The 20,940-nt window shown below is 74.9% G+C and carries 18 protein-coding genes and 2 pseudogenes; 13 read left to right on the top strand and 7 right to left on the bottom strand.

Annotation, left to right across the window (positions count from 1 at the left end; genetic code table 11):
- Positions 1–20 precede the first annotated feature (20 nt).
- Positions 21–626 (top strand): TetR/AcrR family transcriptional regulator, encoded by a 606-nt coding sequence (locus IG69_RS0100930; RefSeq protein WP_211250943.1) that lies wholly within the window; start codon positions 21–23, stop codon positions 624–626.
- A 200-nt stretch (positions 627–826) separates the two neighbouring features.
- Here the strand turns inward: IG69_RS0100930 and IG69_RS0100925 are convergent, their stop codons facing one another.
- Positions 827–2,977 (bottom strand): molybdopterin-dependent oxidoreductase, encoded by a 2,151-nt coding sequence (locus tag IG69_RS0100925; protein ID WP_030526309.1) that lies wholly within the window; start codon positions 2,975–2,977, stop codon positions 827–829.
- Positions 2,974–3,771 (bottom strand): crotonase/enoyl-CoA hydratase family protein, encoded by a 798-nt coding sequence (locus IG69_RS0100920; protein WP_030526308.1) that lies wholly within the window; start codon positions 3,769–3,771, stop codon positions 2,974–2,976. Before IG69_RS0100920 ends, IG69_RS0100925 begins: the two co-directional genes overlap by 4 nt.
- Before the next feature lie 109 nt (positions 3,772–3,880).
- On the opposite strand from IG69_RS0100920, the gene IG69_RS0100915 reads away from it, so the two are divergent.
- Together IG69_RS0100915 and IG69_RS0100910 are read left to right on the top strand one after the other, a co-directional pair.
- The gene (locus IG69_RS0100915; protein ID WP_030526307.1) at positions 3,881–4,273 is read left to right on the top strand and encodes a tautomerase family protein; all 393 of its coding nucleotides are present in this window, start codon (positions 3,881–3,883) and stop codon (positions 4,271–4,273) included.
- Positions 4,274–4,422: 149 nt separating this feature from the next.
- Entirely contained in the window at positions 4,423–5,517 is a 1,095-nt protein-coding gene (locus IG69_RS0100910; protein WP_030526306.1) for an alkene reductase, read from the top strand.
- Positions 5,518–5,601: 84 nt separating this feature from the next.
- Here IG69_RS0100910 and IG69_RS0100905 read toward each other — a convergent pair whose 3' ends face one another.
- Positions 5,602–6,822: an MFS transporter gene (locus IG69_RS0100905; protein ID WP_211250942.1), complete on the bottom strand. Its 1,221-nt coding sequence runs from the start codon at positions 6,820–6,822 to the stop codon at positions 5,602–5,604.
- A gap of 117 nt (positions 6,823–6,939) precedes the next feature.
- Between IG69_RS0100905 and IG69_RS0100900 the strand changes: the two genes are divergently transcribed.
- Both IG69_RS0100900 and IG69_RS0100895 read left to right on the top strand, forming a co-directional pair.
- Complete coding sequence (locus tag IG69_RS0100900; RefSeq protein ID WP_030526304.1) at positions 6,940–7,926, top strand: NADPH:quinone oxidoreductase family protein; 987 nt, start codon at positions 6,940–6,942, stop codon at positions 7,924–7,926.
- A gap of 139 nt (positions 7,927–8,065) precedes the next feature.
- Positions 8,066–8,572 (top strand): DUF2231 domain-containing protein, encoded by a 507-nt coding sequence (locus IG69_RS0100895; protein ID WP_030526303.1) that lies wholly within the window; start codon positions 8,066–8,068, stop codon positions 8,570–8,572.
- Between the two features lie 88 nt (positions 8,573–8,660).
- Here IG69_RS0100895 and IG69_RS0100890 read toward each other — a convergent pair whose 3' ends face one another.
- On the bottom strand, positions 8,661–10,640 hold the full coding sequence (locus tag IG69_RS0100890; protein ID WP_030526302.1) for a YhgE/Pip domain-containing protein: 1,980 nt from the start codon (positions 10,638–10,640) through the stop codon (positions 8,661–8,663).
- Positions 10,637–11,269, bottom strand: coding sequence for a P-loop NTPase family protein (locus IG69_RS0100885; RefSeq protein WP_036828618.1), 633 nt, complete (start codon positions 11,267–11,269; stop codon positions 10,637–10,639). Before IG69_RS0100885 ends, IG69_RS0100890 begins: the two co-directional genes overlap by 4 nt.
- 71 nt (positions 11,270–11,340) lie before the next feature.
- Here IG69_RS0100885 and IG69_RS0100880 point away from each other — a divergent pair, with 71 nt between their 5' ends.
- The 5 genes and pseudogenes from IG69_RS0100880 (at position 11,341) to IG69_RS23220 (ending at position 16,403) form a co-directional block, all read left to right on the top strand.
- Entirely contained in the window at positions 11,341–11,958 is a 618-nt protein-coding gene (locus IG69_RS0100880) for a TetR/AcrR family transcriptional regulator (protein ID WP_051749975.1), read from the top strand.
- Positions 11,959–11,998: 40 nt separating this feature from the next.
- Complete coding sequence (locus IG69_RS0100875) at positions 11,999–14,083, top strand: NAD(+) synthase (protein WP_030526299.1); 2,085 nt, start codon at positions 11,999–12,001, stop codon at positions 14,081–14,083.
- Positions 14,044–15,480 (top strand): annotated as a pseudogene (locus IG69_RS22405) (fused MFS/spermidine synthase); the annotation flags it as partial. The gene IG69_RS0100875 and the pseudogene IG69_RS22405, both read left to right, overlap by 40 nt.
- Before the next feature lie 100 nt (positions 15,481–15,580).
- Positions 15,581–15,922 (top strand): annotated as a pseudogene (locus IG69_RS23225) (DUF2690 domain-containing protein); the annotation flags it as partial.
- Positions 15,923–15,968: 46 nt separating this feature from the next.
- Positions 15,969–16,403: a DUF2690 domain-containing protein gene (locus IG69_RS23220; RefSeq protein WP_084696553.1), complete on the top strand. Its 435-nt coding sequence runs from the start codon at positions 15,969–15,971 to the stop codon at positions 16,401–16,403.
- Between the two features lie 45 nt (positions 16,404–16,448).
- Here the strand turns inward: IG69_RS23220 and IG69_RS0100855 are convergent, their stop codons facing one another.
- Positions 16,449–16,934, bottom strand: a complete 486-nt coding sequence (locus IG69_RS0100855) for a GNAT family N-acetyltransferase (RefSeq protein ID WP_030526296.1) — start codon at positions 16,932–16,934, stop codon at positions 16,449–16,451.
- A gap of 60 nt (positions 16,935–16,994) precedes the next feature.
- Here IG69_RS0100855 and IG69_RS0100850 point away from each other — a divergent pair, with 60 nt between their 5' ends.
- Positions 16,995–17,312, top strand: a complete 318-nt coding sequence (locus IG69_RS0100850) for a DUF952 domain-containing protein (RefSeq protein WP_030526295.1) — start codon at positions 16,995–16,997, stop codon at positions 17,310–17,312.
- A gap of 16 nt (positions 17,313–17,328) precedes the next feature.
- On the opposite strand, the gene IG69_RS0100845 is transcribed toward IG69_RS0100850, so the two are convergent.
- Entirely contained in the window at positions 17,329–19,047 is a 1,719-nt protein-coding gene (locus IG69_RS0100845) for an aminotransferase class V-fold PLP-dependent enzyme (protein ID WP_030526294.1), read from the bottom strand.
- A gap of 112 nt (positions 19,048–19,159) precedes the next feature.
- Between IG69_RS0100845 and IG69_RS0100840 the strand changes: the two genes are divergently transcribed.
- Both IG69_RS0100840 and IG69_RS0100835 read left to right on the top strand, forming a co-directional pair.
- Positions 19,160–19,873 carry a hypothetical protein gene (locus IG69_RS0100840; protein WP_030526293.1) on the top strand — a complete coding sequence of 238 codons (714 nt, stop codon included), beginning with the start codon at positions 19,160–19,162 and terminating at the stop codon, positions 19,871–19,873.
- Between the two features lie 40 nt (positions 19,874–19,913).
- Positions 19,914–20,777 carry a hypothetical protein gene (locus IG69_RS0100835; RefSeq protein WP_051749974.1) on the top strand — a complete coding sequence of 288 codons (864 nt, stop codon included), beginning with the start codon at positions 19,914–19,916 and terminating at the stop codon, positions 20,775–20,777.
- Positions 20,778–20,940 lie beyond the last annotated feature (163 nt).

Raw genomic sequence — 20,940 nt, 5'->3', positions numbered from 1 at the left:
GTTGAGCAATGCTCAATAGCGTGGGAACGGCGGCGCGCGTGCGGATGACGCCCGACGAGCGGCGCCGCCAGCTCGTCGGGATCGGGCTGCGGATGTTCGTCGAGCGGCCGGTCGGTGACCTGTCCGTCGACGAGGTCGCGGCCGCGGCCGGCGTCTCGCGGGGGCTGCTCTTCCACTACTTCCCGACGAAGTCCGACTACCACCGGGCCGTCGTCGCCGCGGCCGGTCGACGGGTGCGGCGCAACGTCGCCCCCGACGAGGGCGTGCACGGCGAAGAGGCGGTGCGCCAGGTCGTCGGGCGCTTCCTCGACCAGGTCAAGCGCCGCCGCGAGTGGTACGTCGCCCTCGTCCGCGGCCGGACCGAGCTGTCGCGTGCCGCCCCCGACGACCCGATGGAGACCGTGACGACCTTCGTCGCCGACCTCGCCCGGCGCGAGCTCGACCTCCCGGCCGCCGCCGCGCCGGCCGCGCGGGGGTGGGTCGCCTACCTCGAGGACCGCGCCCTCCAGTGGTCGGCCCTGCCACCGGCCGAGCGAGCAGAGGGGCGCGACGCCCTCGTCGAGCACTGCGTCGCCGCCCTGCGCGCCCTCGTCACCCTCACCCCCGACGCCCCCGACTCCCCCTGACGACTCCGCGAACGTGTGTGAGATCGCCGGGCATCACCGGCGATCTCACACACGTTCGTGATGGGTCGGGGGTCGGCGGGCGGCTGTGGGTCGGTCAGCGGCGACCGCGCCCCGTGTCCCGCCGCGGGTACGCCGCAGTACGCGCTGCTGCAGCGTCACTTACTGCGGTGTAGCCGGCGTACGTGACGTTGCAGCGTCACTTACTGCGGTGTAGCCGGCGCCGGGGCGGGGGCGAGGGTGACCGGGACGCCGCTGAGGACCGCGTTGCCGCTCAGCGGGTCGACGACGCCGGGGTCGGTGAGGTCGTTGACCGACACCCCGGGCAGCGTCGTGGCGGTGCGCATCCGCACGCCCTCGCGCGCGTGCCCGTAGCCGTGCGGCAGCGAGACGACCCCCGGCATGACGTCGGCGCTGGACGCCGCCTCGACGACCACCTCGCCGACCGCCGACGTGACCCGCACCCGCTCGCCGTCGGAGAGCCCGTGCGCCGCGAGGTCGTCGGGATGGACGAGCAGCGCGTGCCGCGGACGCCCCTTCGTGAGGACCGGCGCGTTGTGCAGCCACGAGTTGTTGTCGCGCTGGTGGCGCCGGCCGACGAGCACGAGCCCACCGTCACCGCCACCCTCGAGCGCCGCGAGCACCCCGGGCAGCGCGTCGAGCACGAGCGGCGTCGCGAGGTCGACCCGCTTGTCCCGGGTCCGCAGCCGGCCGGGCAGCCGCGGCCGCAGCGGGCCGAGGTCGAGCCCACCGGGCCCGGCCGCGCGCAGCCGGCGCACCGACAGGCCCGCGCCACCGGTGCGCAGCAGGACGTCGAGCTGGCGGGTCGGTGAGGTCCGCAGCCGCGCCTCGAGCGCCACCGCGGCCCGCGACAGCCGCTGCCGCGGACCGGCGCCCCGGGCGCGGAGGTACGCGAGGCCGAGGTCGCGCGCGATCTCCCAGTCGTGGCGCCCGCCGGGGTCCTTGGGCAGGACGGCCGGCGTGAAGCGCGCGGTGTCGCGGACGGCGAGCAGGTGGAAGACGAGGTCGTAGTGGTCGCGCTCCAGCGGGCCGGTCGGCGGCAGGACGACGTCGGCGTGGCGGGTCGTCTCGTTGAGGTAGAAGTCGACGCAGACGACGGCGTCGAGCGTGCCGAGCGCGGCGTCGAGCCGGTGCCCGCCGGGGGTCGACGACACGGGGTTGCCGGCGATGGTCAGCAGCGCCCGAACCCGTCCCTCGCCGGGCGTCGCGATCTCCTCGGCGAGGGTCGACACCGGCAGCTCGCCCCCGAACCCCGGCAGCCCGCGGACGCGGGTGCGCCTGCGCGAGAACCCTCCCGGCGAGAGCACGCCACGCCCGACGAGGTCGACGGCCGGGGTCGTCAGCATCGTGCCGCCCGGCCGGTCGAGGTTGCCCGTGAGGACGTTGAGCAGCTGGACCGCCCACTGGCAGACGACCCCGTGCGCCTGCGTCGAGGCGCCCATCCGGCCGTGGACCGCGGCCGAGGGCGCGTCGAGGAGGTCGCGGGCCAGGGCGCGCACGGCCTCGGCCGGCATCCCACTCACCCGCTCGGCGAGCTCCGGCGTGAACGGCTCGACGGCCGTGCGGACGGCGTCGACGCCGTCGACCCACGGCGCGGGCCGCGCCCGGCCGGAGGCCAGCACCTCCCGGACGAGGGCCAGCAGCACCGCGGCGTCCGAGCCGGGCCGGACGAAGTGGTGCGCATCCGCGACGCGGGCGGTCTCGGTGCGCCGCGGGTCGAGGACGACGAGGCGCCCTCCGCGCGACGCGAGCTCGCGCCGGCGCCCGGGAAAGTCCGGCACCGTCCACAGCGAGCCGTTGGACGCCATCGGGTTGTGGCCGACGAGCACGAGGAGGTCGGTGCGGTCGATGTCGGGCACCGGCAGGAGGAACTGGTGGCCGTAGAGCGCGTGCGCGACGACGTGGTGCGGCAGCTGGTCGACCGAGGTCGCGGAGAAGCGGGTCCGGGTGCGCAGCAGCCGCACGAGCGTCGGGTGGTGGGTCAGCGCGCCCAGGCTGTGGACGTTCGGGTTGCCGAGGTACACGGCGAGCGCGTCGTCACCGTGCTCGCGCTGGACGCCGGCCAGCAGCTCGGCCGCACGCCGGAACGCCTCGTCCCACGTCGTCTCGTGCAGCTCGCCGTCGGCCCCGCGGACGAGGGGGCGCCGCAGCCGGTCCGGGTCGTCCTGCAGCTGCGGCAGCGCGAACGCCTTGGGGCACAGGTGCCCCCGCGACAGCGGGTCGGCGTCGTCGCCGCGGATGCCGGTGACCGCGCCGGAGGAGCCCTTCGTGACGACGAGGCCGCACATCGCCTCGCAGAGCGTGCAGGACGCCCGCTGCGTCGTGGCCGTCATCGCGCGCGCGGCCCGAACGAGGGCGCCTCGCGCCGGAACGCGGCCTCCCGGGCGACCTTCGTGTTGCCGCGCCCCAGCAGCCGCGCCTGCTCCAGCCGCTCGCGCGCGAAGGTCCGGCGCGGGCCGGCGCTCCACGTCCGCTCGAAGATGCGCTTGGTCGCGGCGACCGCGTCGGGCGAGCGCGTCGCGACCTCCTCGAGGAAGCGGGTCGCGGCGACGAACGGCTCTTCGTGCACCTCGCTCGCGAGGCCGAGCTCGACCGCGCGCGTGCCGCTGAGCACCTCGCCCGTCATCGTCAGCCGCTTGGCGACGTCGAGGCGCACCTGCTGAGACAGCGCCTGCACCCCGCTCATGTCCGGGACGAGCCCCCACCGCGCCTCGAGCACCGACCACTGCGCGTCCGGCGTCGTCATCCGCAGGTCGGCGGCGAGCGCGATCTGCAGACCCCCGCCGTAGCAGTGGCCGTGGACGGCCGCGACGACCGGCACGGGCAGCCGCCGCCAGGCCCAGCACGCCTCCTGGAAGAGGTTGGTGCCGCGCCACGGCCGGGGCACGAACGCCCGCGCGACCCGCGGTGGCTCGCGCAGCACCGTCGCGAAGTCGAGCCCCGCGCAGAAGGAGTCACCGGCGCCGCCGAGCACCACACCGCGCAGCGTGCGGTCGCGCCGCAGCGACCGGGCGGTCTCGACGAGCGCCTCGAGCGAGTCGAGGGTCAGGGCGTTGAGCTTGTCGGGGCGGTCGAGGCGGACCTGCGCGATGCCGCCGTCGACGGTGCAGGACACGGGCGCGGACATGCGGTCAGCGTACGGGCGGGCGACCGCCGGCGTCCCGGCCCGGAACACCCCGCCCGCGGACCCGGCCTTGTCGCCGGGGTCCCGCCCGTCGCACCCCGACGAGAAGCCCGTGCCGCTCGTCCACCTCCACGTCATCGAGGGCCGGCGCGACGCCGCCGAGCTCCGCCGCCTCGCCGACGTCGTCCAGGAGGTGATGCGCGAGCGCTTCGCGGCCCCGCCCCGCGACCGCTACCAGCTGATCACCGAGCACAAGCCGGGCGGCATCGTCGTCGAGGACACCGGGCTGGGCTTCGAGCGCACCGACGACGTCGTCCTCGTGCAGGTCGTGCAGCAGGGCCGCAGCACCGAGCAGAAGCAGGCGCTGTACGCCGGGCTCGCCGAGCGGCTGGGGGCCGAGTGCGGCCTCGCCGGCACCGACCTCATCGTGTCGGTCGTCGAGAACACGACGGCCGACTGGTCCTTCGGCCACGGCGTCGCACAGTTCCTCACCGGCGACCTCTGAGCCGGCCGGGCCCACTTCGAGGCTTCGACAGCGACCGGTCTCGGGGGAATGGCCGGGCCCGCAGGTCGTTGAACCCTCAACAGGATGACGGGACGGCCGCCCACGAGGCGGGCCGCTCGCGCCCCCACCCCCGAGAGACAGGACACCCCGTGCCCGACCTGTTCACCCCCCTGACCACCCCCTTCGGCGAGCTGCCGCACCGCATCGTGCTGGCGCCGCTGACCCGCAACCGCGCCGACGCGGACGGCGTCCCCACCGACCTCCAGGTCGAGTACTACCGCCAGCGCGCCTCGGCCGCCCTCGTCATCACCGAGGGCACGCAGCCGAGCGCCGTCGGCCAGGGCTACCTGACGACCCCCGGCATCCACAGCGACGCGCAGGTCGAGGGTTGGCGCAAGGTCGCCGACGCCGTGCACGGCGAGGGCGGCCGCATCGTCGTCCAGCTGATGCACGCCGGCCGGGTCGCCCACCCGGACAACAAGCACGGCCTCGAGACGGTCGCCCCGAGCCCGCTGGCCGCCCCCGGCGAGATGTTCACCGCCGACGGGATGAAGCCGCACCCGGTGCCGCGCGAGCTGGCCGAGGACGAGATCCCCTCCGTCGTCGACGAGTACGTCGACGCCTCCCGCCGCGCGGTCGAGGCCGGCCTCGACGGTGTCGAGGTCCACGGCGCCAACGGCTACCTCATCCACCAGTTCCTCGCGCCCGGCTCGAACCACCGCACCGACGGCTACGGCGGCTCCCCCGAGAACCGTGCCCGCTTCGGCGTCGAGGTCGTCCGCGCCGTCGTCGACGCGATCGGCGCCGACAAGGTCGGCCTGCGGCTCTCGCCGGCGCACAACATCCAGGGCGCCACCGAGGAGGACCCGGCCGACGTGCTCGCCACCTACACGGCGTTCATGGAGGGCATCCGCGACCTCGGAATCGCGTACGTGTCGGTGCTCGCCGACCCGCAGGCCGAGGTGACCGCCCGCATCCGCGACCTCCACGACGGCGTCTTCCTCCTCAACACCGGCTTCGCCGAGGTGACGACGAAGGAGAGCGCCGAGGAGCTCGTCTCCGGCGGGCACGCCGACGCGGTCGTCGTCGGGCGCCTCTTCCTCGCCAACCCGGACCTCCCCCGCCGTTGGAAGGAGGACGCCGAGCTCAACGAGCCCGACGCCGACACCTTCTACGGCGGTGGCGCCGAGGGCTACACCGACTACCCGTTCCTCGACGACGAGCAGGAGCAGAAGTCGGCCTGAGGCCGCCCCACCAGCAGCGAACGCGTGTGAACCCGCCGGGAGCCCCCGGCGGGTTCACACGCGTTCGGAGGATCCTGCGGGCGGTCAGGCGGAGGTCGTCGCCCCGGCCGGCACCGGGCGCTGCTCCTCGGACCGGGCGCGGACGGTGCGCCGGTGCAGGAGCACCGACACCCCGAGCACCCCGAGGCCGAGCACCGCGAGCCCCACGCCGACCCACGAGGGCGCGGTGTAGCCGTAGCCGCGGGCGATGACGACGCCGCCGAGCCAGGCGCCGAGCGCGTTCGCGAGGTTGAGCGCCGCGTGGTTGCCCGCCGCCGCGAGGGTCTGTGCCTCGCCGGCGACCTGCATCAGCCGCAGCTGGAGGTTGATGACGAGCACCGACGCGAGGACCGACGCGAGCGCGAGCACGACGAGCGCCGGCACGGCCCACTGCGCGACGAGGGCGAAGAGGCCGAGGGCGACCCCGAGCCCGACCATCCCGATGACGATCGAGCGCAGCACCGACCAGTCGCCCATCCGTCCGGCGACGAGGTTGCCGACGAACCCGGCGGCGCCGAAGACGAGCAGGAAGAGGGGCACGGCGGAGGCCGGCAGCCCGGTGACGTCGGTGACCGTCGGCGCGATGTAGGAGTACATCGCGAACATGCCGCCGAAGCCGATGGCCGCGACCGCGAGGGTCAGCAGCACCTGGACGTTGGTCAGCGCCGAGAGCTCGGACCGGACCGTCCGGCTGCGGTCGCCCGGCAGGTGCGGGACCTGGGCGAGGACGAGCGCGACGGTCAGGAGGCCGAGGACGACGACGAGCCAGTAGGCCGAGCGCCAGCCGAGCGTCTGCCCGAGCCACGTCGCCCCCGGCACGCCGAGGACGTTGGCGACCGGGATGCCGAGCATCACCGTGCCGACGGCCCGGCCGGCGCGGCCCGCGGGCGCGAGGTCGACGGCCACGAGCGCCGCGACCCCGAAGTAGGCACCGTGCGGCAGGCCCGCGAGGAAGCGCGCGCCGACGAGCGTCTCGTAGCCCGGGGCCAGCGCGCTGAGGGAGTTGCCCACGGCGAGCGCGACCATGAGCCCGACGAGCAGGCCCTTGCGGGGCAGCGTCGCCCCGAGCGCGGCGATGAGCGGCGCCCCGACGACGACGCCGGCCGCATAGGCCGAGATGGCGTGCCCCGCCGTGGGGATCGAGACCCCGACGCCGTCCGCGATCTCGGGCAGCAGGCCCATCGTCACGAACTCCGTCGTGCCGATGGCGATGCCGCCGAGGATGAGGGCGAACGTGGCGAGGGAGGCGTGTCGGGGCTGGGGCACGGGGAGTGCAAGGCCCCGCGGCGCCCCGGGCATTCCCGGCTCGGCGGATCCGGGCCGGATGTCACCCGGTGTTCACACGGCGGCCGCCCCGCGTCCCGTCGTTCCTAGGATGGCGGGATGCGCGCAGCCCAGGTGACCCGGCTCGACGGACCCGAGGCCGTGGAGGTGGTCGACCTGCCGGACCCGGCGGAGGCCGACGGCGCCGAGCGGAAGGTCGTCGTCGACGTCGCGGCCGCCGGGGTCTGCTTCCCCGACGTGCTCCTGACCCGCGGGCAGTACCAGATGCGCCCCGACCCGCCGTTCGTCCCGGGGTCGGAGGTCGCCGGGGTCGTGCGCTCGGCGCCGGCCGGCAGCGAGTACGCGCCCGGCGACCGGGTCGCGGCGTTCTGCGTCCTCGGGGGCTTCGCGCAGGCCGTGGCCGTCGACCCCGCGATGGTCTTCCCGCTCCCGGACGACACGACGTGGTCGCAGGGCGCCGCCCTGCCGATGAACTACCTGACCTGCGACTTCGCCCTGCGCGAGCGCGCCCGGCTGCAGCCCGGCGAGACGGTGCTCGTCCACGGCGCGGCCGGCGGCGTCGGCACCGCGGCGGTCCAGCTGGCCCGCGCGTGGGGCGCCCGGGTGCTCGCCGTCGTCTCGAGCGAGGCCAAGGGAGACGTGGCCCGGGCAGCCGGTGCGGACGAGGTGCTCCCGGTCGACGGCTTCCGGGAGGCCGTCGCCGACCTCACCGCCGGCCGGGGCGTCGACGTCGCCGTCGACCCCGTCGGCGGGGACCGGCTCACCGACTCGCTGCGCGCGCTGGCCCCCGGCGGCCGGCACCTCGTCATCGGGTTCACGGCCGGCTCCATCCCCGAGGTGAAGGTCAACCGGCTGCTGCTGGGCAACCTCTCGCTCGTCGGGGTCGGGTGGGGTGCGTGGTGGACGCACCCGGCCGGTCCGGGCAGCGCCTACCTGCGCACGCAGTGGGACGCCCTGCTCCCGCTCCTGCGCGACGGCTCGGTCGACCCCGTGCTCGGCGAGGTCCGCGCCCTCGACGAGGTCGTCGCGGCCCTCGAGGCCGTCGAAGGTCGCCGGGCGACCGGCAAGGTCCTGCTCACCCCCTGACCTGCGGCGATGCGACATTCGGACACTGCCCGAAAGTCTCAGGTGGGCTTGACGCTCTCTTGACGGTCCGGAGCCCCGGTGAGCGGCAGAGTGTGTCCACACCCGTGGATCAGCCACGCCCTGCCTGGGAGGTACTCCCGTGTTCGACACCATCTTCGGCATCCCCGTGCACGCCTTCGTCGTGCACGCGGTCGTCGTCCTCGCGCCGCTGACGGCGCTCCTGCTCGTCCTCTTCGCCCTCTCCGAGAAGCTCCGGGCACGGATCGGCATCGCCCTCCCCCTGCTCGCCACCGTCACCGCGATCAGCGGCTTCGTCGCCAAGGAGTCCGGCGAGGCGCTGGAGCGGCGCGTCGGCGAGGGTGAGCTCGTCGAGGCCCATGCCGAGCTCGGCGACGTCCTCCCGATCATCGTCCTCGGTGTGGCCATCCTCAGCTGGGCGATCTACCTCCTGTGGAAGCGGACGCCGCGCGAGGTCGCGGACGGCCCGCGCAAGGCCTCGGGGGCGCTGCGCATCCTCCTCGTCGTCGGGGTGCTGGCCGCCGTCGGCCTCACCGTCGACGTCGTCCTCGTCGGCCACTCGGGGGCCAAGGCCGTCTGGAGCGGCGTGGGCTCCCAGCCGGCCCAGGGCGGCGGCGACTCCGACTGACGGACCCCCTCCCCGCGACCGCGTGTGGACCCGCCGGTGACCACCGGCGGGTCCGGCCACGTCCGGGGGCGGGCAGCAGCGGCCCGGGTCAGGCGACGAGCTCGGGCTTGACCCGGGCCGCGGTCCACGTCCCGGCGCGACGCGCGGCGAGCGCCGCGAGCGCGAGCGCGGCCAGGCCCCACCCGCCGACGACGGCGACGTCGAGCGCGAGCGGCGCCATCGGCCCGCCGTACATGAGCCGCCGGACGCCGTCGACCGCGTAGCCCATCGGCAGCACGTGATGCAGGGGGTGCAGCGGCGCCGGCAGGGTCTGCCAGGGGAAGGTGCCGCCGGCGCTCACGAGCTGGAGCACCATGAGCACGAGGGCCATGAACTGGCCGACGACACCGAACCGCGCCATGAGCACGTGGATGACGGCGATGAAGGCCGCGGACACCCCGACCATGAACAGCCCCAGCAGGACCGGGTGCGCCACGTCGATGCCGACACCGAGCGCGACGACGCCGAAGGCCACGAGCGCCTGCGCCCCGCCGAGCAGCGCCGGCGCGAGCCAGCCCCCGAGGGCCACCCGCCACGCGGGCTGCCCGGCGGCCAGGGCCCGTGACGAGAGGGCGCGCATCCGGGTGAAGAGGACGAACCCGCCGATCCACAGCCCGAGGCTCATGAAGAACGGGGCGAGGCCCGCGCCGTAGCTGGCCGCGGCGGCCTCGGCGTCGCGGTCGACCGCGACGGGGCTGCCAATCGTCTGCGCCATCGCCTTGCGCTGCTCGGCCGAGGGGTCGGGGATGTCGTCGACGCCCTTCGCGAGGCCGTCGGCGAGCTTCGTCGCGCCGGAGGACAGGTCGCCGAGACCGTCGTCGAGGTCGTGCGCGCCGGTGGCCAGGCGCGAGGTGCCCGAGACCGCCTCCCGCTCACCGGCGGCCAGCTGCTGCGCGCCCGACGAGAGCGTCGCGCTGCCGCTGGCGGCGTCGGCGATGCCCTGGCTGAGGCGCGGCGCCGCGGCGGCGAGCTGCTCGGCGCCGTCGGCGACACGGTCGGCGCCGGAGGCGAGGGCGTCGAGGTCGTCGGCGGTCGACTGGACCTTCGCGTTCGCGTCGGTGACCGGCCCGGAGAGGGCGTCGACCCGCTCGAGGACGGTCTGCACCTGCTCGTCGGTGAGTCCGGCCGCGGCGAGGTCGTCGGCGAGCTGCCCCCGCGTGGCGGTGAGGTCGCCGAGGAGGGTGTCGGCGGCGTCCGCGACCTGCCGGCCGGCGGCGGCGACCTTCGCGTCGCCGTCGCTCACCTGCCGCGCACCGTCGGCGAGCTGCTTCGTCTGGCTCGGCAGGGAGGAGGTGCTCGAACGCAGCGTCTCGAGCCCGGAGCTCAGCGCGCCGGCGCCGTCGGCGAGGTCGCTCGCGCCGGCGGAGAGCTTCTTCTGCCCGGCGAGCAGCTGGTCGGCGCCGTCGGCGAGGTCGCCCGCACCGGTGGACGCCTTCTGCGCGCCGTCGGCCAGCTGCTGCGCGCCGTCGGCGGCGTCGACGACCTGGGCGTGGATGTCGGAGAAGCCCTCGAGGAAGCGGCTGGCGGCGGTACTGCTGACCTGCTCGGCCACCGAGGCGGTGACCTGGCTGACGAGCGTGTTCGCGATGGTGCGGGCCAGGTAGTTGTTCGCGTCGTTCGTGCGGATCTCGAGCCGGGCCTGCCGCGGGTCGTTCGTCGCGCTGCTCGCGAGGTCGGTGGAGAAGTCCTTCGGGAGGACGAGTACGAGGTCGTAGTCGCCGTCGCGCAGACCGGAGTCCGCGCGCTGGCGGCTGACCTTCGCCCAGTCGAAGGTCTTCTTGTCGAGGAGCTCCTGGGCGACCTGGTCGCCGACCTGGAGCCGCTCGCCGCCGGAGAGGGTCGTGCCCTCGTCCTCGACGACGAGGGCCGCCGGCACCTCGCTGAGGCGGCCGTAGGGGTCGTCGTTCGCGTAGAGGTAGAGACCGCCGTAGATCGACGGCACGAGGACCATCGCGACGAGCGCGAGGCGGCCGACCCGGCTGGCGCCGATGCGGCGCAGCTCGGTGAGGGCGAGGCGCAGCGCGGTCACGCGGCCACCTCCTCGGTCGAGCCGAGCTCGGCCCGCACGACGAGCCCGAGCTGGCGCATCGTCGCGTGGGTCATCTGGACGACGACGGTGAGGCCGGACGCGGCGTGCGCCGTGAGGATCGGCCACCACAGGCGGGGGTCACCGCCGCGGCGATCGGGGTTGGTGACGACGAGGACCCGGGTGGCCGCACGCTCGGCGGCGGCGGAGGTGAGCACCCGGACGCGCTCCTGCGCGGCGAGCCGCTCGAACGGCTCGTCCGCCGCGGCGAGCACGCCGTGCCGGTCGAGGAACTCGGCGACCGCCGCACGACCGGAGGGGCGTCCGGCGAAGGCGAGCTCCTCGGAGACGACGTGGTGCACGGCGAGCCCGTCCTCGGGGGCGGAGACCTCGGGGACGTCGACGAGGGCGACGTGCCGGCGCAGCCGCGCGGCGTCGTCCAGGCCGTCGAGGAGGACGCTCCCCGCCGCCACCGGCATCCGGCCGCCGAGGGCGAGGGCGAGGGCGACCTGGCCGTAGCCGGGGTCGCCGGCCACCGGCGTGACGTGGGAGGGCGGCGCGGTGAAGGACGTCGGCCGCACGAGGGGACTGCGCGTCCCGGCGACCGCGACGGCGTCGGCGGTGAGCTGCACGAGGATGCTCCTGGGCTGGGAACGGGTGGTACCGACTGGTACCGGCTTCGTTGGTACGATACAGTACCAGCATGAGCCGCACCTCCACCACCGCCGTCCCGGGCCTCGACCGCACCCGACCGGTGCGCGAGCGCCTCGAGGCCGGGCTCGCCGCCGCGGTCGCCGACAAGGGCCTCGCGGCGACGACGATCGCCGACGTCGCGCGCCTCGCCGGCACCTCGAAGCGCACCTTCTACGAGCACTTCGACGACAAGGAGGAGTGCTTCCTCGCGCTCTACCGCACCCGCAGCGGCGAGCTGATGGACGCCGTCGACGCCGCGCTCTCCCCCGGCGCCACCCCCGCCACGGTGCAGCTCCAGGACGCCGCGCGCGCCTTCCTCACCTACGTCACCGAGGACCGTGCGCTCGGCCGCGCGCACGTCGTCGACGTCCAGACGATCGGCGAGCGCGGGGTCGCGGCCCGGCAGGAGGTCGTCGACCGCCACGCCGACACCCTCCTGCGGATGCTCGACCAGGCCCGCGAGGCCGGCACGGCCGTCCGCCGGCTCAGCCACCTCGAGGCGGTCTGCGTCGTCGGTGGGCTCAACGAGGTCGCCCTGCGCGCCCTCGAGGCCCCCGACGACACCGCCCTCGACGAGCTCGTCGAGTCCGCCACGCGCTTCATGCAGGCGGTCGTCCTCGCCGACTGACCCGCGGCCGGCGGCGGCGCGCGCCGACTAGCCTCGGGTCATGGAGTTCCGGAACGTCTACGCCCAGGGGTTCGCCCGGGTCGCGGCGTGCACCCTGCCCGTCGCCCTCGCCGACCCCGCGGAGAACGCGCGGCGCATCGGGGAGCAGGTGCGGGCCTGCCACGACGACGGCGTGGCGGTGGCGCTCTTCCCCGAGCTCTCCCTCTCCGGGTACGCCGTCGACGACCTGTTCCTCCAGGACGTCCTCCTCGACGCGGTCGACCGCGCGGTCGTGTCGCTCGCCGAGGCGACCGTCGGCCTCACCCCCGTCGTCGTCGTGGGAGCGCCGCTGCGGCACGCGAACCGGCTCTACAACTGCGCGGTCGTCATCCACCGCGGTGAGGTGCTCGGCGTCGCCCCGAAGTCCTACCTCCCGACGTACCGCGAGTTCTACGAGAAGCGCTGGTTCGCCGCGGGCACCGGGCAGGAGGGCCAGAACCTCGTCCGGCCGCAGTGGCCCGGCTCCGACGTCGACGGCGAGGTCCCTTTCGGGCCGGACCTGCTCTTCACCGCCGACGACGTGCCGGGGCTCGTCGTCCACGCCGAGGTCTGCGAGGACCTCTGGGTGCCGGTGCCGCCGAGCCACGAGGCCGCCCTCGCCGGCGCCACGGTGCTGCTCAACCTGTCGGCCTCCCCCATCACCGTCGGCCGCGCCGAGGACCGCCACCTCCTCGCCCGCAGCGCCAGCGCCCGCTGCGACGCCGCCTACCTCTACGCGGCCGCGAGCGCGGGCGAGTCGAGCACCGACCTCTCGTGGGACGGCATGACGATGGCCTACGAGCTCGGCGAGCTGCTCGGCGCGAGCGAGCGGTTCCCCGACGGCCCGCGGCGCACCGTCGTCGACGTCGACCTCGACCGGCTGCGCCAGGAGCGGATGCGCGTCGGCTCCTTCGACGACAACGCCTCCGCGTACGCCGCTGACGAGTCCGGCTTCCGCGTCGTCCCGTTCCGGCTGCGGCCGCCCGCCGGCGACCTCGGGCTGCGCCGCGTCGTCGACCGGTTCCCGTTCGTGCCCGACGACGAGTCGCGCCTGGCCCAGGACTGCTACGAGGCGTACAACATCCAGGTCTCCGGGCTCGAGCAGCGGATGCGCTCGATCGGCGGCGGAGACCCGGCCCGGTTGCCGCGCATCGTCATCGGCGTCTCGGGCGGCCTGGACTCGACGCACGCGCTCATCGTCGCGGTCAAGGCCTGCGACCGGCTCGGCCTGCCCCGCACCCACGTCCTCGGCCTGACGATGCCCGGCTTCGCGACGAGCGCCGGGACGAAGAGCAACGCGGTCGCGCTCATGGAGGCGCTCGGCATCGAGTGGGAGGAGGTCGACATCCGGCCGCTCGCCACGCAGATGCTCAAGGCCCTCGGCCACCCCGCCGGCGACGGCGAGCCGGTGTACGACGTGACGTTCGAGAACGTCCAGGCCGGGCTGCGCACCGACGTCCTCTTCCGCGCCGCCAACCAGCGCGGCGGCATCGTCCTCGGCACCGGCGACCTCAGCGAGCTCGCGCTGGGCTGGTGCACGTACGGCGTCGGCGACCAGATGTCGCACTACGGCGTCAACGCCGGCGTTCCGAAGACGTTGATCCAGCACCTCATCCGCTGGGTCGTCTCGCACGGCGAGCTCGGGGACGCCGGGGCGGACGAGACGCTGCTGGCCATCCTCGACACCGAGATCAGCCCCGAGCTCGTGCCGGCGCGCGAGGGCGAGAAGATCCAGTCGACCCAGGACACCATCGGCCCCTACGGCCTCCACGACTTCACGCTCTTCCACGTCCTGCGCTGGGGGTACCGGCCGAGCAAGATCGCCTTCCTCGCCGAGCACGCGTGGAGCGACGCCTCCGCCGGGGCCTGGCCGGCCGGCTACCCCGAGCGAGACCGCGTCGCACACGAGCTGCCGGCGATCCGGCAGTGGATGGGCGTCTTCCTGCGCCGGTTCTTCCAGAACCAGTTCAAGCGCTCGGCGATCCCCAACGGGCCGAAGGTCGTCGCCGGCGGGTCGCTCTCGCCGCGCGGTGACTGGCGGATGCCGTCGGACGCCGTCGCCGCCGCGTGGTTGGCCGAGCTCGAGGCGAACGTCCCGTCGGCGTGAGGAAGTCCGACCGGCGCGAGCCGCGGATCGGTGCGCGCACGGCCGTCGCGCTCGTGTTCGGCTGCTCCGCAGCGGTGCTCGTCGTCGAGATCGTGTCGCTGCGGCTGCTCGCACCGCACCTCGGCCTCACCCTCGAGACGAGCACGCTCGTCATCGGCCTCGCGCTCGCCGCCATCGCGGCGGGGTCGTGGCTCGGCGGGCGGTGGGCCGACGAGCACGACGGCCGGGCGGTGCTCGGGCTGCTGCTCGTCGTGTCGGGCGCCGTCGTCGCCGCGACGCCGTTCCTCGTGCGCGGCGCCGCAGGGCTGGCCGGGGGCGCGTTCCTCCTCGTGGCCGCGGGCGGGTCGATCATCGTGCCGGGGGCGCTGCTGTCGGCGGTCCATCCGGTCGTCACCGCGCTGCGCCTGTCGACGCTCGAGGAGACGGGCTCGGTCGTCGGCCGACTGTCCGGGCTCGGCACGGCGGGGGCCATCCTCGGCACGGTCCTCACCGGCTTCGTCCTCGTCTCGCGGGTGCCGGTCACCTGGATCATGGTCGGGCTCGGCGTGCTGTTCGTCGTCGGCGGAGTCGTCGTCGAGGCGGGGTCGCGCCGCGGGCTCGCCGGCACGGCCGCCGTCGTCACGGTCGTCGGCGGGCTGGGCGCCGCGCTCGCGCCGAGCGGCTGCGACGTCGAGACGAAGTACCACTGCGCGGTCGTCACGAGCGACCCCGAGCGGCCGACCGAGCGGGTGCTCGTCCTCGACGACCTGCGCCACTCGACCGTCGACCTCGCCGACCCCACGAGGCTCGAGTTCGCCTACGTCAAGGCCCTCGCCGCCGCGACCGCGAGCCAGCTGCCCGACGGCGCCGTCCGCGCCCACCACCTCGGCGGGGGCGGCCTGACCCTGCCGCGGTTCCTCGCCGCCGAGCGCCCGGGGACGGTGAGGACGGTCTCCGAGATCGACCCCGGGGTCGTCGCCCTCGACACCGAGCGCCTCGGCCTGCGGACCGGGCCCGACCTGCGGGTGCGCGTGGAGGACGCCCGGGTCGGTCTGCGCGCCGTGGGGTCCGGCACGCTCGACCTCGTCGTCGGCGACGCGTTCGGGGGCGTCAGCGTGCCGTGGCACCTGACGACGCGCGAGGCGCTGACCGACGTCCGCCGCGTGCTGACCGACGACGGGCTCTACGCCGCCAACCTCATCGACCACGAGCCGCTGGGCTTCGCCCGGGCCGAGGTCCGCACGCTCGGCACGGTGTTCGACCACGTGGCACTCGCCGCGACGCCGGCGGCCACCCGGGGCGAGGGGGGCGGGAACCTCGTCGTGCTCGCTTCCGCCGCACCGATCGACGTCGCCGGGTGGCGGGCGGCCATCGCCGCCCGCGACCTCGACTGGGTGGTCATCGACGGCGTCGCCCTGGAGGCGTGGGTGGGCGACTCACCGGTCCTCACCGACGACCACGCACCCGTCGACCAGCTGCTCACCCCGCACCAGGACCGGCCGCCTCGCGGCCGCCGCACTGCTCGCCGTCGGCACCGCCGTCGGAGCCGCCGCCCCGGCCTTCGCCGCCATCGGCCCCGGCGATGTCAACGGCAAGCACCCGTCCGAGGCCGGCTGCCGCGCCGACCAGCAGACGATCTACCACAAGCTCCTCCACGACAACGCCGGCAACACGATCGGCTACGTCGACCTCATGTACTCCGTTCACTGCCACGCCGCCTGGGCCCACGCCCACTCCACGCGCCCGAACCAGGGGCAGACCTACGTCGCGCACGCGAAGGTCGAGCGCAACGACGGCAAGCAGTCACCCACGTGCGGCGCCGCGCTCGGGAGCCAGGACTGCTGGTCGACGATGGTGTGGGACAAGGACCCGCCGCACCAGGACCGGCCGCCTCGCGGCCGCCGCACTGCTCGCCGTCGGCACCGCCGTCGGAGCCGCCGCCCCGGCCTTCGCCGCCATCGGCCCCGGCGACGTCAACGGCAAGCACCCGCGCGACGTCGGCTGCCGCGCCGACCAGCAGGTCATCTACCACACCATCATCCGCGACGGCTCCGGCAACGCCCGGGGGTACGTCGACCTCATGTACTCCGTGCACTGCCACGCGGCGTGGGCCCACGTCCACGGGGTCAAGCCCGTCGCGAACCAGACGTACGTCCCCCAGGGCTACGTCGCGCGCAGCGACGGCAAGCACTCGCCCACCTGCTACACGCCCGAGGGCGGGCAGGACTGCTACACGACGATGCTCTGGGACAAGGACCCGCTCAAGGCGCGCGCCCGCGGGATCATCGACCCCAACGGTGCGACCAACACGGTCTACGCCGCGTGGACGCCCTGGTACTGAGCCCCTGAGTGGCCGGCCGGGGTCGGGCGGACCGACCCCGGCCGGTCAGCCGGCGGCGAGGGCGGCCAGCGCGGCACCGTCGAGCCGGTAGGTCGTCCACTCGCCCTGCGCCACGGCCCCGATGGACTCGTAGAAGCCGATGCTCGGGGTGTTCCAGTTGAGGACCCACCACTCCAAGCGGCGGTAGTCCCGTTCGACGCACACCTGCGCCAGCGCGGCGAGCAGCTCCTTGCCGAGCCCCGAGCCGCGGTGCGCCGGGTCGACCCAGAGGTCCTCGAGCCAGATGCCGTGGCGGCCGGTCCACGTCGAGTAGCTGAGGAACCAGACGGCCATCCCGACGACCTCGCCGTCGACCTCGGCGACGTGCGCGAAGGTCGAGGTGGCGCCGCCGTCGGGAAAGAGCGCCTCGAGGACGTGCCGCTCGGTGGACTCGACGGCGTCCGGCTCGCGCTCGTACTCGGCGAGGGCGTGGACCATCCGCTGGATGGCGGGGACGTCGTCACGGGTCGCGGGGCGCGTGCGCTGGCTCACCCGCCGGACCCTACGCCTCCCCGACGGGCCGACGCCGCCGACTCGTGGCACCCTGCTGCCGTGACCGACGACCTCTTCCACATCGCCCACGCCGAGCAGTGGGAGAAGGCCCGCGCGATCGGACGCTACGAGCAGTCGACGCAGGGCCTCTCCCTCGGCGAGGTGGGCTTCATCCACCTCTCGACGAGCGAGCAGTGGCCCGGTGTCCTGGAACGGTTCTACGCCGACGTCGACGACGAGCTCGTCCTGCTGACCATCGACCCCCAGCGGCTCAGCTCACCGGTGCGGTGGGAGGCGCCCGAGGGCACCGACGAGCAGTTCCCGCACCTCTACGGCCCGCTCGACGCCGGCGCCGTCACCGCCACCCGCACCCTCTGACGAGGCGGGGTCGGGCTCAGGCCCGGACGACGACGCCGTCGGGCAGGTCGAACCAGCGCAGGTGCTCGAAGTCGGCCGAGACGTGGTGGTCCGGCCGGCCGAGGTCCGGCGCGTCGGCCGCGGCCAGCACCGCGGCGGCCTCGCGCAGGTGCTCGGCGAGCATCTCCTCGCCGCCGCGCGCGTCCGAGGCCGGCATCGTCACCGAGCCGTCGTCGCCGTAGACGACGTCGGCCAGGCGCACCGGCGGCTCGACGACGCCGCGGCGGTGGCGCCACATCCCGGTCTCCGGGCAGAACGTGTAGTCGCCGAGCAGGCGCCAGCCGTCGCGGGCGACCATCCGGACCGCCTCGACGACGTAGTCGGCGACCGCGTCGGACAGGAAGTAGTTGAAGTTCACCCGGACCCAGCCGGGCTTGATGCCCTCGCAGCCGCCGGTGATCTCGCGCTCGAACTCGTGGCTGCGCTCGAGGTCGATGCCGAGCAGCCGGTGGCCGTAGGGGCCGGCGCACGAGCATCCCCCGCGGGACTGGATGCCGAAGAGGTCGTTGAGCAGCGCGACGACGTAGTTGTGGTGCAGGTGGCTGCCCGAGGGGGAGCGGACGACGAACGAGACGATAGAGAGCCGCTTCAGCTCGAGGTTGCCGAGGATCTCCAGCGCCGGCTCGTCGCGCCAGGCGGTGACGGCCCGCTCGAGGAAGCGCTCCTCCCGGGCGCGGATGGTGTCGACGCCGACGGCCTCCTTGAGCTGGAAGACGAGCCCGGCGCGGATCGACTCGATGATCGCCGGCGTGCCCCCCTCCTCGCGGTGCGCGGGGTCGGGGAGGTAGGCGTGGTCCTCGGGGTTGACGTACGCGACCGTGCCGCCGCCGGGGGTCACCGGCACGCGGTTGGCGAAGAGCTCGCGGCGGGCGACGAGGACGCCGGGGGTCGAGGGGCCGCCGATGAACTTGTGCGGCGAGAGGAAGATCGCGTCCTTGTACGCCAGCGGGTCACCGTCGCCCGGCGCGGTCATCTCGATGTCGACGTACGGGCCGGCGGCGGCGAAGTCCCAGAACGCGAGCGCGCCGTGCCGGTGCAGCAGCGCGGAGATGCCATGGGTGTCGCTGACGATGCCGGTGACGTTGCTCGCCGCGCTGAAGGACCCGATGAGCAGCGGCCGGCCGGCGTGCTCGGCGAGGCGCGCCTCGAGGTGGGTCGCGTCGATACGTCCGTCGGCGTCCTCGCGGATGGTCACGACGTCGGCGATCGTCTCGCGCCACGGGATCTCGTTGCTGTGGTGCTCGTACGGCCCGATGAACACGACCGGCCGCGCCTCGGCCGGGATCGCGTCGGTCAGGTGCCATCGGTCCTCGAGGGCGCTCGGGACGCGCAGGCCGAGGACCCCGACGAGCTTGTCGATCGCGCCGGTGCAGCCCGACCCGGCGAAGACCACGACGGTGTCGTCGTCCCCGTGGACGGCGTCGTGGATGATCCGGCGGGCATCCTCCCGCAGCCGGGTGGTCTGCAGGCCCGTGCCGCTGGACTCGGTGTGCGTGTTGGCGTACGCGGGCAGGACCTCGTCGCGCAGGAAGTCCTCGATGAACGACAGCGCGCGACCGCTCGCGGTGTAGTCGGCGTACGTCACGCGGCGCGGGCCGTACGGGGTCTGCATCACGTGGTCCTCCCCGATGACGGACTCGCGGATCCGCCGGAGGAGGGCGTCGGCGCGGCGGTCGGTGCTGGGGCTGTCGGCCATGTCCCCCAGCGTCCCACGACCGGCCCGCCCGGCTCCGGCGGTCGGTCCTCCGCGCGGGGTCGGTGCGGCTGCAGCCCGCCCGGGCACCGGCATGCGGCGATACGGTCCGGAGATGGCGCACGACGACCTGGACGCCGAGCTCGAGCACCGCCGGGCGGGCGAGGGCGAGCACCGCCTGCCGCCGGCGGTGGCGGTCCTCGTCGCCATCGTCACGTACGCGCTGCTGCCGCAGCCGCTGCTCGTCGGGCCGCGCCTGGCCATCCCCGCGGTCGAGGTGCTGCTGCTCCTGTCGCTCGTCCTCGTCAACCCGGTACGCCTCGTCCGGCGGACGCGGTGGTCGCGGTGGGTGTCGGTCGGGCTGGCGTGCGTCGTCATCCTCAGCAACCTCGTCGCGCTCGGGATGCTCGTGGCGACGCTCTCGGACTCGTCGGCCGACCCCGGAGGCCTGCTGCTCGGCGGGATGCAGGTGTGGCTCACCGGCGTCGTCGGCTACGCGCTCCTCTACTGGGAGCTCGACCGCGGCGGCCCGGTCGCCCGGCACCGGGAGCGCCGCGACCGGCTGCCGCCCGCCGACTGGCGCTTCTCGCAGGACGAGGACCACGACACCGTCGCGGAGGTCGCGGTGTCGTCGAGCCGCACGAGCGGATGGGTGCCGCTGTTCGTCGACTACCTCTACGTGTCGGTGACGAACTCGAGCGCGTTCAGCCCGACTGACACGATGCCGCTGAGCACCCGGGCCAAGCTGCTCATGGCCAGCCAGGCGACCGCGGCGCTCCTCGTGTCGCTGCTGATCGTCGCCCGGGCCGTCGGGTCGCTCGGCGGCTGAGCCGCGTGCCGGCCGGTGCTCCGGCTGCGACGATGGGCGGGTGAGCATCGAGGACGTCGCCGACGAGCTCTACGGCCTGCTGCCGGAGGAGTTCACCGCGGCCCGCAACGCGGCTGCGGCGGAGGCGAAGTCGTCCGGTGACGCGGAGCTGGCCGCGCGCCTGCGCACGCTGCGCAAGCCGACGGCCGGGGCGTGGGTGCTCAACCGGCTGGTCCGCGACGACCCGGAGCAGGTGGAGGGCGTGCTCGAGCTCGGCGCCCGGCTGCGGGCGGCGCAGGGCACGCTGGCGGCCGCCGAGCTGCGCGCCCTCGACGCCCAGCGGCGCGAGCTGACCCGGGCGGTGGCCCGGCAGGCGGTCGACGCGGTGCGTGGTGAGGGGAAGCCGGTGTCCGCCGCGGTCGTCGGGGCGGTCGAGGAGACGCTGCGCTCGGCGATGGTCGACGCCGGGGTCGGGTCGGCCCTCGCGACGGGGCGGATGGTCGACACCGTCAGCGCGAGCGGCCTCGAGCCCGTCGACCTCTCGCGGGTCGTCGCGCTGGGGGCCGACACCCCGCCGGCGCGGCGGGCGGCGACCGCCGACCGGGCGGCGCGCGACGAGGCCGCGCTCGCGGCAGCGCGCACGGCGGCCGAGCGGGCGGAGGGCGCGCTGGAGCAGGCCCGCGTGGCCGCGGAGGACGCCCGGCGACGGGCGACCTCGGCCGCGCGCCGTCGGGAGGAGGTCGCGGCGCGCCTGGCGCAGGCCCGCGCCGCCGTGGCCGACCTCGAGGACCAGCTGACGGCATCCTCCGAGGTCGAGCACGACGCCCGCCGGGCGCAGCTCGCGAGCACCCGCGACGAGCGCACCGCGCAGGACGCCGCCACCGCCGCCCGCCGGGCCGTCGACCGCCTGACCCGCACCACCTGACCCCGCCCCGCCGCTCCTCCCGTCTCTTCGCGAACGTGTGTGAACACGCCGGCCTTTCCCGGCGGTTTCACCCGCGTTCGCGGATGGGGTGACCCCGAAAAGGTGAGGCGCCGGGCGGGAAGGGTTGTCGAATGCATGGGGGTGCAGATTTGCACCGGCGTGC

It is taken from the genome of Phycicoccus jejuensis (assembly GCF_000720925.1).
Taxonomy (GTDB): domain Bacteria; phylum Actinomycetota; class Actinomycetes; order Actinomycetales; family Dermatophilaceae; genus Phycicoccus; species Phycicoccus jejuensis.
The sequence above is the reverse complement of the archived record's forward strand: the minus strand, read 5'-3'. Positions and strand labels throughout refer to the sequence as shown.